The following is a 9,862-nucleotide window of genomic DNA, read 5'->3' on the forward strand; positions in this document are numbered from 1 at the left end:
GTGGTGGAACGAGATCCGGGCCCATGCCGCCGATCCGGCGGCGGGGGAGTACTGCAGTTCGGTGTTGCTCGGAGCGCTGCTCGAGGCGTCGGCGCACCGACTCGGTGTGCCGGCCGCCGATGTGTGGGCACACATTCGTCGAACCGGCGAACTTCCCCTGTGACCGATCCCACCGGGTGATCGGCGAGTCCGACGGCGCCGGGCGAGTACTTCTCGCGCACGGAGCGGTCTGAGCGCTGCCGATCGCCGCGCAGTCGGTACGGTTCTTCTCATGTCAGCCGCCGCGCACCCCGGATCGGGCCATCCGCACTATCTGTCGGGCCTGGACCTGATGGGCCGCAAGGTCGTCGTGGTCGGTGGGGGATCGGTCGCCCAGCGACGCCTACCGAATCTGGTGGCGGCGGGGGCACAGGTGCACGTGGTGGCTCTCGAGCCGACACCCGCCGTCGAATCCTTCGGTGGCATCACCCTGCACCATCGCGCCTATGCCGACGGTGACCTCGACGGCGCCTGGTATGCGATGGCCTGCACCGATGACCCCGAGGTGAACGCCGCGGTGGTCGCCGAGGCGGAGCGTCGGCACACGTTCTGCGTGCGCGCCGACGACGCCCGGTTCGGCACCGCGGTGACCCCGGCTTCCGGGCGGCACCGGGACATCCAGTTCGGGGTTCTCGCCGGCGGCGACCACAAGTTGTCGGCGGCACTGCGAGCGGCGATCAGTACGGCGCTGGCCGACGGTGATCTCCGGGTCGAGGAGCCACCGCACCCGCCCGGTGTGGCACTGGTTGGTGGCGGGCCCGGCGACCCCGACCTCATCACGGTCCGCGGACTGCGGTTGTTGATGGCCGCCGACGTCGTGGTCGCCGATCGACTCGCACCGCCGGAACTGCTTGCGGCACTGGGGCCGCAGGTCGAGATCATCGACGCCGCGAAGGTCCCGTACGGACGGGCGATGAAGCAGGAAGCCATCAACGACGTCCTCATCGCCAAGGCCAAGGAGGGCAAGTTCGTCGTCCGGTTCAAAGGCGGCGATCCCTACGTCTACGGTCGCGGCTTCGAGGAATTGCAGGCGTGTGTGGCCGCAGGTGTCCCGGTGACGGTGGTCCCGGGCATCGCGAGTCCCATCTCGGTGCCGTCGGCCGCGGGTATCCCGGTGACCCATCGCGGTGTGACGCACGAGGTGGTCATCGTGTCGGGGCATGTGGCACCCGATCACCCCGACTCGCTGACCGATTGGTCGGCGCTGGCACGACTGCGCGGCACGCTCGTGCTGATGATGGCGGTGGAGCGGGTGGAGAAATTCGCGCAGGCGCTGCTGTCCGGTGGACGTCCCGCCGACACCCCGGTTGCGATGATCGAGAACGGTTCGCTGCCCACCCAACGCGTGCTCCGCACCGATCTCGCGCACGCCGCGCAGACCGCGCAGAGTGAGGGTCTACGCCCGCCGGCGATCGTCGTCATCGGCGACGTCGCGGGCTTCACCGACGCCGATGATGTGCTCGGGTTCGCCTGACATACCGCCACCGGGTACGTCCCTGTGCCACCCGGCAGACACCGATACGTCAACGGGGATTGGCATAGTCGAGCCCGTCAGCGGTAGCGTCGACCGGTATGTCGACATTCTCGGCGTCGAGCGATGCCACCACGGCGCCGTCGGATCAGTACCGGCCGGTGTTCGGTCTGGCGATCCTGGTGCTGTCGGGGATGCAGTTGTTGATGGTGCTCGACGGCACCGTCGCCGCGCTTGCCCTGCCGCGCATCCGCGACAGCCTCTCCCTGAGCGAGTCGTCGGCGAACTGGGTCATCACCAGCTACGTGCTGGCCTTCGGCGGGCTGATGCTGCTCGGTGGCCGTCTCGGCGACGCCTTCGGCCGCAAACGGATGTTCATCCTGGGCGTGGCCGCGTTCACCGCGACCTCCCTGCTGTGCGGGTTGGCCTGGAACGAGGAGAGCCTGGTCATCGGCCGCGCGCTGCAGGGGGCCTCGGCGGCCATCGCCGCACCGACCGCCATGGCGTTGGTCGCCACGACCTTCGCACCCGGGAAGCCGCGGAGCCAGGCCTTTGCCATCTACGCCGCGATGACCGGCGTGGGGTCGGTCGCCGGACTCATCCTGGGCGGTGTACTGACCCAGATCTCCTGGCGCCTGGTGTTCCTGATCAATGTGCCGATCGGACTCGCGGTGGTGGTGGGCGCGCTGTTCGCCCTGCGTGAGTCGCAGGGGGAGCGGATGCCCCTCGACGTTCCCGGTGCGGTGTTGGCCACGCTGGGCTGCACCTTGCTGGTGCTCGCGGTCAGCGACGGCCCGAACGGGTGGGACAGGCCCATCGTGGTCGGGTCGTTCATCCTGGGTGGGCTGGCGTTGGTCGCCTTCATCGTCTGGGAGCGCCGCGCGGCGAATCCGATTCTGCCGCTGCGACTGTTCGACAACCGCAGTCGGGTCGCGGCGCTCGGTGCGATCCTGCTGGCCAGCATGATCATGATGTGCATGGCGGTGTTCATCTCGCTGTACCTGCAGGGAATCCTCAAGTACACGCCCATCCAGAGCGGTCTGGCGGTGGTGCCGTTCGCGGTGGGCCTCGGGGTGGCCGCGGCGATCGCCTCCAAACTCGCCCTGATGGTCCAGCCGCGCTGGCTGGTGCTCGTCGGTGGCGCCATCATCCTCGCCGGTTGCCTGTACGCGTCGTCGATCGCCACCGAGATGCCCGGCTACTTCCCGAGCATCGCGATTCCGGTCGTGGTGATCGGCTTCGGTGTCGGCCTCGCCGTCATCCCGCTGACCCTGTCGGTGATCGCCGGGGTCGAGCCGACCGAGATCGGCCCGCTCACCGCACTCGCGCAGGTCGCCCAGAATCTCGGCGGTGCCGTCGGGCTCGTGGTGGTCGGTGCGATGGTCACCTCGCGCGCGCTCTCGCAGGGCGGTACCACCGCACCGGTGGAAACGATGAACGCCACCCAACTCGCCGCTCAGGCCGACGGCTACGGGCTGGGATTCGCGTGCTGCGCGGGGATAGCGGTCATTGCGGCCGTCGTCGTGCTGTTCATGCGGTTCACCCCCGAGGAGGTCGCCGAGGGGCAGGCGGCGCAGGAAGCCGCCAACGCCACCCTCGACGTCAATGACGTGAGTTCGAGGCAATCGTAGCGGTGTTCGTCAGTGCGCCGGGCGCACCGAGATCTTCTGCGGTCCGGTGACGATCAATTCGACCCCGTGACCGACCAGGCGCAATCGCGACAGTTCGGGGTGCATCACCCACCCGTCGGCGGCATAGGTCAGGCCGGCCCGCAACTCGGTCGGCGACGCACCCTGGCGTGCGGTCCTCGTGCGCACACCATCGACGTCGTGCAGCGCGCCTCCGGTGAAGATCTGTGGCGTCGTCTCGAACCATCGGCCCGAGACGTGAACGTGCTCCCCGTCGATCCTGAGGAAGACATTGCCGCCCAGCGCGGTCGCGACGTGCTCGTCGGACCATCGACGCACCATCCGCAGGCTCGAGCGCGGGCCGTCGTAGATGCCCGGATGCACCGCGTCCATCGTCAACGCGTCGCGGATCTCGTCGGCATCGCGGACCAGGACGAGGGTGGTCATGGGCGGATGATCGGCACCCAGCCACGCGCGATCGCAACTGATCGCCGTGGGCAGATGTGCGCCGAGAGCGGTCCCACCCACGGTGGTCAACACGTCGAGGACGGTCTCTGCGCATTCCGGACCCGGGGTCGGGTCGAAGGTGACGGTATCGGGGGACACGGCGACGTCGATACCCGGCCACCGCTGCACGAAGGCGTCGAGGTTCTCGTGCGCGAACGGTTCGTCGCGCATGTCGCGGGTGCGCGGATCGATATTGCACACGAACATCGGCTCGGACATGACCGCCACTATAGTTAACACGGCAAACGTTAACGCAAATGTGGGCCCTGGTCCGTGATCACCACGATCTCGTCGGCTCGCGCGATCTCCACACGCTGCCCCGCGTCGGCGAGAACCGCGGCGAGCGCATTGACGTCACGCACCGTGCGACGCGTGCGCACCAACTCGCGGGCGATCAGGCCTTTGTAGTGTTTGTTGAAGTGGCTCACCACTTTTCGGCTGCCATCGGCGGCCTCGGTCATCACCGTCGCGGTGATCGCCCCGGACACCGGGCCGAGTTGCTGATAAATCCCCGATCGTAGGTCGACGACGAGGTCGTCGACGGTGTCGAGGGCGCGGGAGAGCTCCGGCTTCCACACCGACGCCAACGTCGGGAGTCCGGGGAGCTTCGAGCCCCCGGAGAGTCGGTAGGCCGGGATCGGATCGGTCGAGCGCACGACGCCGAACAGTGCCGAACCGATCGCGAGCCGGTCGGCGGCCTTGGCCTTGCCCGCGCGCGTCAGCCCACGGTGATCGAGTGCGTCGTAGAGGACGCCGGTGTAGCGCTCGATGGCCGGGCGCGTCGGCGAGTGCCACAGATCGGCGTTGCGGTCGACCTCGGAGAGCTGGGTCTTACCCAGGCCGAGGGCGTCGCGGCTCGCGTCGAGGTCGGCGGACAGCTCGACGAGAATGTCCGCGAGGCGCTTGCGGATGGAGGTGAGCTCGGTGAACCACAGGGCGTCGAGGTTCAGCGGTGGACCGTCGCCACCATCGGATTTCGTCTCGGAGGGCGGCAGGAGGACAAGCACCGCAACACTGTATCGACCGTGCCGGACGGGCCGGGGAAACCGGGTCGCGGGCCCGACTAGACTTTTCCCCCGTGATCACTCGCATGTCGAATCTGTTCCTGCGGACGCTGCGCGACGACCCGGCCGACGCCGAGGTCCCCAGCCACAAGCTGCTGGTCCGCGCCGGCTACGTGCGGCGCGCAGCACCCGGCGTCTACAGCTGGCTGCCGCTGGGACTCCGGGTGCTCAAGGCCGTCGAGCAGGTGGTGCGCGACGAGATGAACAACATCGGTGCGCAGGAGATCCTGCTGCCCGCGCTGCTGCCGCGTGACCCCTACGAGGAGACCGGCCGCTGGACCGAGTACGGCGACGCGCTGTTCCGCCTCAAGGACCGCAAGGGCGCCGACATGCTGCTCGGGCCGACCCACGAGGAACTCTTCACCCAGCTGGTCAAGGGGGAGTACTCCTCCTACAAGGATCTGCCGGTCATCCTCTATCAGATCCAGACCAAATACCGCGACGAGGAGCGGCCGCGTGCGGGGATTCTCCGCGGCCGCGAGTTCGTGATGAAGGACTCCTACTCGTTCGACCTCGACGACGACGGGCTCAAGACCAGCTATCACGCCCACCGTGAGGCCTATCAGAAGATCTTCGCGCGTCTCGGGGTGCGCTATGTGATCGTCGCCGCCACCTCCGGCGCGATGGGCGGCAGCGCGTCCGAGGAGTTCCTCGCCGAGAGCGAGGTCGGTGAGGACACCTTCGTCCGATGCCTGGAATCGGGCTACGCCGCCAATGTCGAGGCAGTCATCACGCCTGCGGCGCAACCCATCCCGTTCGACGGGCTGCCACCGGCAAAGGTGTACCGCACGCCCGACACCCCGACCATCGACACCCTGGTGGCGTGGGCCAACGCCAACCTCGAGGGCGCCTTCACCGCCGCGGACACCCTCAAGAACGTGATGGTCAAGGTCCGCGAACCCGGGGCCGACTGGGAGCTTCTCGGTGTGGGGGTTCCCGGGGATCGGGAGGTCGACTTCAAGCGCCTCGAGGCCTCGCTGGAGCCCGCCGAGGTCGAGTTGCTCACCGATGCCGACTTCGCCGCCAACCCGTTCCTCACCAAGGGATACATCGGGCCGAAGGGATTGGCGGCCAACGGGGTTCGCTTCCTCGTCGATCCGCGCATCGGCGACGGATCGTCGTGGATCACCGGAGCCGACGAACCGAACCATCATGTGGTGGGCTTGGTGGCCGGTCGAGATTTCACGCCGGACGGAACCATCGAGGCCGCCGAGGTGCGTGACGGTGATCCGTCGCCGGACGGCAAGGGCGAGCTGGTGAGTGCCAAGGGTATCGAGATCGGCCACATCTTCCAGCTCGGCCAGAAGTACACCAATGCCTTCGAGGTCGACGTCCTCGGCGAGAACGGCAAGCCCGTGCGCCTGACGATGGGGTCCTACGGTGTCGGTGTGTCACGGCTCGTCGCGGTGCTCGCCGAGCAATGGCATGACGACAAGGGGTTGCGGTGGCCGCGGGCGGTCACACCGTTCGACGTGCACCTGGTCATCGCGAACAAGGATCAGGCGGCGATCGACGGTGCACAGGCACTGGCCGCCGAACTCGACGCCGCGGGCCTCGAAGTGTTGCTCGACGATCGCAAGGCCTCACCGGGGGTCAAGTTCAAGGACGCCGAATTGTTGGGGATGCCGACGGTCGTCGTCGTCGGACGCGGGTACACCAACGGGGTCGTCGAGGTACGTGACCGCTTCTCCGGGGAGTCCGTCGAGGTGGCCGTGGCCGACGCGGCCGACGCCATCACCGCCACCGTCCGCGGCTGAGAGCGCCGGCCCGGCCGCGCGCGTGCGGTGGGTGAGTCCGCGTCGGACGCGGGTCAGCGCTGCCCGGGGAAGGCCACGGTGGTGGGCTTGTCGCCCAAGGCGATTCGCCAATCGGCGGCGCGTAACGCCGACCCGGTGAGCTGGTCGACACCGAGGGTGCGGGCAGAACCGGAATCGGCCTTCTCGAGCACCGAGCGATAGACGACGGTGCAGTCGACCTCGGCGGCCAGCGCCGCCTTGGCGGCACTCACCGGATCGTTCACGGTCAGCGGCAGGGTGTAGCCCGCAGCCGGTTCCGGTGGCGTACCACCGGCTTTGGTGATGGCGTCGTTGACGGCGTCGCGGGCGGCGCGGTGTGCGGTGAGATTGTCCTCGACCGTCGAGCGGCGGGTCGCCGAGACGAACGCGGTGAGGACGCCGTAGGTGAAGATCGCCGCGTTCTCGGCGTCTGCGGCGTCGGTCAGGGAGTCGGTGGTGGGACTCATGCCAGTTGGACCTCCACGAGAGTTGTCGTCGAGGCGCCGACGGCCCCGGCGAGGCCGGCCGAGTACCCCGACAGCGCGATCGCGGCGGCGCGTGCCGCCTTCGCCGAGGAGTTCAGTGATGAACGCAGCCCTTCCAGCGAGTTCGCCGCCTGGGTGGGTGTGCCGGGCGGCGCGGCACTGGACGTGGCGGTACCCGACGGTGCGATCTGGTCCGTGAGTGTCTGATCGAGTCGGGTGATCTCCTCGCGTAACGCCTGGGCGTGTTGGGCCCGCTGCTCGGCGATCACGCCGAGGGCCGCCGAATAGTCGGTCACCTGCGGGGCGAGGGCCCGCGCCGCGGCCGCGTCGGCCAGCGCCGAGCGTGCGAGAGGCAGCAGTGCCTGTGCGGTGGTCTCGGCGGGATCCGGTCCGCGATCGCACCCCGCGGCCACGGTGACCGTGACCATCCCGATGCCGGCGACGGCGCTGCCCCGCAGCAGAGTTCGACGGGATACGCCGGCGGACCGGCCGGCCGGTTCACCGGGGTGCGGGAGACTCACCCGACACATGATGCCAGTCGGGTGCGGTGGGACGGCGATCACGGCACGCCCGTCCGCGCGCACTTCGTCGGGCCCGGAGGCGTCCTCTACGATGGACGGGCGCCGACGCAGCCACACGGGCTGCGTGCCACGGGTGAACCGGACAACTGAAGACGAGGGAGACCACGGTGACCATCGACCGGACGAGGGTCCGCGAACTCGTCGGTGAGTTCGTCACCGATCGCGGACTCGACCTCGAGGACGTGATCGTCTCGACCTCCGCGGGCACCGACGAGATCCGGGTGATCGTGGACTCCGACGCCGGCACCGACCTCGACCTGCTCGGTGAGTTGACCCGTGACATCTCCGACGCGCTCGACACCCATGACGATCTCTCCGACGCCCCGTACACACTCGAGGTCACCTCGCCCGGCGTCGGCCGGCCGCTCACCCTGCCGCGGCACTGGCGGCGCGCGCGTGGCCGTAAGGTCGCGATCAGAGGCGTCGACGGCGCGTCGATCGTCGGCCGCATCGGCGCCGTCGACGACGAGACTGTCGAGATCGTCGTCAATCACCGCGGACGGATCGCCGTGGAGTCCGTCCGGCTCGACGCCGTCGACCGTGCCGTCGTCGAGGTCGACTTCTCCCGTCCGAGCGTCGCCGAACTGACCCGGTGCGGACTCGACGACGCGGAGATCGCGCGCCGTCGCGACCCCGGTACCGCAGAATTGTGAGAGATGCGCACGACGGTGAGAAGCGCCGACCCGTGCAGGCCCGGGCATCGAGAACGACCATGCGACAAGTGAATACGCCGACAAGTGAATAGGAGTCCACGAGCAATGAACATCGACATCAACGCCCTGCGGATGATCGAGTCCGACAAGGGCATCCCGATCGACACGGTGATCACCGCGATCGAGACGGCACTGTTGACCGCCTACCGCCACACCGACGGGTTCGCCCCGCACGCGCGGATCGACGTGAACCGCAAGACCGGCGCGGTCCGGGTGATGGCGCAAGAACTCGACGAGCACGGTGAGGTCGTCCACGAATACGACGACACCCCGGAGGGGTTCGGGCGAATCGCGGCGACCACCGCCCGGCAGGTGATCCTGCAACGGCTGCGTGACGCGGAGAACGAGAAGAGCTTCGGCGATCTCGTCGCCCACGAGGGTGAGATCGTCGGTGGCGTCGTGCAGCAGGATGCCCGCGCGAACGCCCGCGGCATGGTCGTGGTGCAGATCGGCAACGAGGCCAATGCCACCGAGGGCATCATCCCGTCGGCCGAGCAGGTCCCCGGCGAGACCTACACCCACGGCGACCGCATCAAGTGCTACGTGGTCGGCGTCAGCCGTGGACAGCGCGGACCGCAGATCACCCTGTCGCGCACCCATCCCAATCTCGTGCGCAAGCTGTTCTCCCTGGAGGTCCCGGAGATCGAGGACGGATCGGTGGAGATCGTGGCGGTGGCCCGGGAGGCCGGACACCGATCGAAGATCGCCGTGCACACCGGTGTCAGCGGCCTCAATGCCAAGGGGGCGTGCATCGGGCCGATGGGTCAGCGGGTCCGCAACGTGATGAGTGAGCTCGCGGGGGAGAAGATCGACATCATCGACTTCGACACCGACCCGGCGGTGTTCGTCGGGAATGCGTTGTCACCGGCGAAGGTTGTGTCCGTCGAGGTCGTCGACCTCGACGCCAAGGCAGCCCGGGTCGTGGTGCCGGATTACCAGTTGTCGCTGGCCATCGGCAAAGAAGGACAGAATGCCCGACTCGCCGCACGGCTGACCGGATGGCGGATCGACATCCGGTCCGATGCAGACGACGCCCGTGCTGCAGGCCCGGGCACGCCCGGCAGCAGCCGATTGTCCTAGTCGCGGCCACTAGCGCTAGACTGAGCGATGGTTCAGCGAAAGCCGTCGACCTCGTCACCCGACGATGGCCGTCGGGGTCGTCCGATTCGGATGTGCATCGGATGTCGGTCTCGTACCGACATCACCGCACTGGTCCGCGTCGTCGCCCGAGAGGGTGCCGACGGACCCACGATCGTCGTCGATCTCGCGAAGACCATGCCGGGACGGGGTGCGTGGTTGCATCCGCGGGAGGACTGTGTGTCCGCCGCGGTGCGGCGGCGAGCGTTCGCCCCGGCGCTGAGGGCGTCGCGTCTCGTCGTGAACCCCGACGACCTCGTAGAAGTGTTCGATGCAGAAGTGATCGGTGCAGCTGCACCATCACCGACCACGGACGACAGCAGGCCCGATACCGGGCCGGAACAGGTAGCAGAAGACATGAGCACACCGTGAAGTCACCACGATGAGCACGTATCGGACGTAATCCGAGGCCGTAGCGGGCAGCCCGCTCGGCCTCCAAGTGAGGAGAGCAGTGGCAGGGAA

At 68.3% G+C, this 9,862-nt stretch carries 10 protein-coding genes; 6 read left to right on the plus strand and 4 right to left on the minus strand.

Annotated features, from left to right (window positions below; translation table 11 throughout):
* Nucleotides 1–271 precede the first annotated feature (271 nt).
* Nucleotides 272–1,513 carry a uroporphyrinogen-III C-methyltransferase gene (cobA, locus tag B1964_RS08485; protein WP_014359775.1) on the plus strand — a complete coding sequence of 414 codons (1,242 nt, stop codon included), beginning with the start codon at nucleotides 272–274 and terminating at the stop codon, nucleotides 1,511–1,513.
* Between the two features lie 98 nt (nucleotides 1,514–1,611).
* The gene (locus B1964_RS08490; protein ID WP_079929486.1) at nucleotides 1,612–3,141 is read left to right on the plus strand and encodes a DHA2 family efflux MFS transporter permease subunit; all 1,530 of its coding nucleotides are present in this window, start codon (nucleotides 1,612–1,614) and stop codon (nucleotides 3,139–3,141) included.
* 9 nt (nucleotides 3,142–3,150) lie between these two features.
* On the opposite strand, the gene B1964_RS08495 is transcribed toward B1964_RS08490, so the two are convergent.
* Both B1964_RS08495 and yaaA read right to left on the minus strand, forming a co-directional pair.
* Nucleotides 3,151–3,864: a hypothetical protein gene (locus tag B1964_RS08495; RefSeq protein ID WP_006371357.1), complete on the minus strand. Its 714-nt coding sequence runs from the start codon at nucleotides 3,862–3,864 to the stop codon at nucleotides 3,151–3,153.
* Between the two features lie 29 nt (nucleotides 3,865–3,893).
* The gene (yaaA, locus tag B1964_RS08500; RefSeq protein ID WP_079929487.1) at nucleotides 3,894–4,652 is read right to left on the minus strand and encodes a peroxide stress protein YaaA; all 759 of its coding nucleotides are present in this window, start codon (nucleotides 4,650–4,652) and stop codon (nucleotides 3,894–3,896) included.
* 83 nt (nucleotides 4,653–4,735) lie between these two features.
* Here yaaA and B1964_RS08505 point away from each other — a divergent pair, with 83 nt between their 5' ends.
* Nucleotides 4,736–6,466, plus strand: a complete 1,731-nt coding sequence (locus B1964_RS08505) for a proline--tRNA ligase (protein ID WP_026920172.1) — start codon at nucleotides 4,736–4,738, stop codon at nucleotides 6,464–6,466.
* Nucleotides 6,467–6,519: 53 nt separating this feature from the next.
* Here the strand turns inward: B1964_RS08505 and B1964_RS08510 are convergent, their stop codons facing one another.
* Together B1964_RS08510 and B1964_RS08515 are read right to left on the minus strand one after the other, a co-directional pair.
* Nucleotides 6,520–6,951, minus strand: a complete 432-nt coding sequence (locus tag B1964_RS08510) for a ferritin-like domain-containing protein (RefSeq protein WP_079929488.1) — start codon at nucleotides 6,949–6,951, stop codon at nucleotides 6,520–6,522.
* The gene (locus B1964_RS08515; protein WP_172398786.1) at nucleotides 6,948–7,499 is read right to left on the minus strand and encodes a hypothetical protein; all 552 of its coding nucleotides are present in this window, start codon (nucleotides 7,497–7,499) and stop codon (nucleotides 6,948–6,950) included. Before B1964_RS08515 ends, B1964_RS08510 begins: the two co-directional genes overlap by 4 nt.
* A 158-nt stretch (nucleotides 7,500–7,657) precedes the next feature.
* Here B1964_RS08515 and rimP point away from each other — a divergent pair, with 158 nt between their 5' ends.
* From rimP to B1964_RS08530, 3 genes are all read left to right on the plus strand, one after another.
* On the plus strand, nucleotides 7,658–8,203 hold the full coding sequence (gene rimP, locus B1964_RS08520; protein WP_006371362.1) for a ribosome maturation factor RimP: 546 nt from the start codon (nucleotides 7,658–7,660) through the stop codon (nucleotides 8,201–8,203).
* Between the two features lie 105 nt (nucleotides 8,204–8,308).
* Nucleotides 8,309–9,343: a transcription termination factor NusA gene (gene nusA, locus B1964_RS08525; RefSeq protein WP_079929489.1), complete on the plus strand. Its 1,035-nt coding sequence runs from the start codon at nucleotides 8,309–8,311 to the stop codon at nucleotides 9,341–9,343.
* A 27-nt stretch (nucleotides 9,344–9,370) separates the two neighbouring features.
* A complete protein-coding gene (locus B1964_RS08530; RefSeq protein WP_014359783.1) occupies nucleotides 9,371–9,772 on the plus strand; it encodes a YlxR family protein in 402 nt (133 codons plus the stop codon).
* The last annotated feature ends 90 nt before the right edge of the window (nucleotides 9,773–9,862 follow it).

This window comes from Gordonia sp. i37, assembly GCF_002043085.1.
GTDB lineage: Bacteria > Actinomycetota > Actinomycetes > Mycobacteriales > Mycobacteriaceae > Gordonia > Gordonia polyisoprenivorans.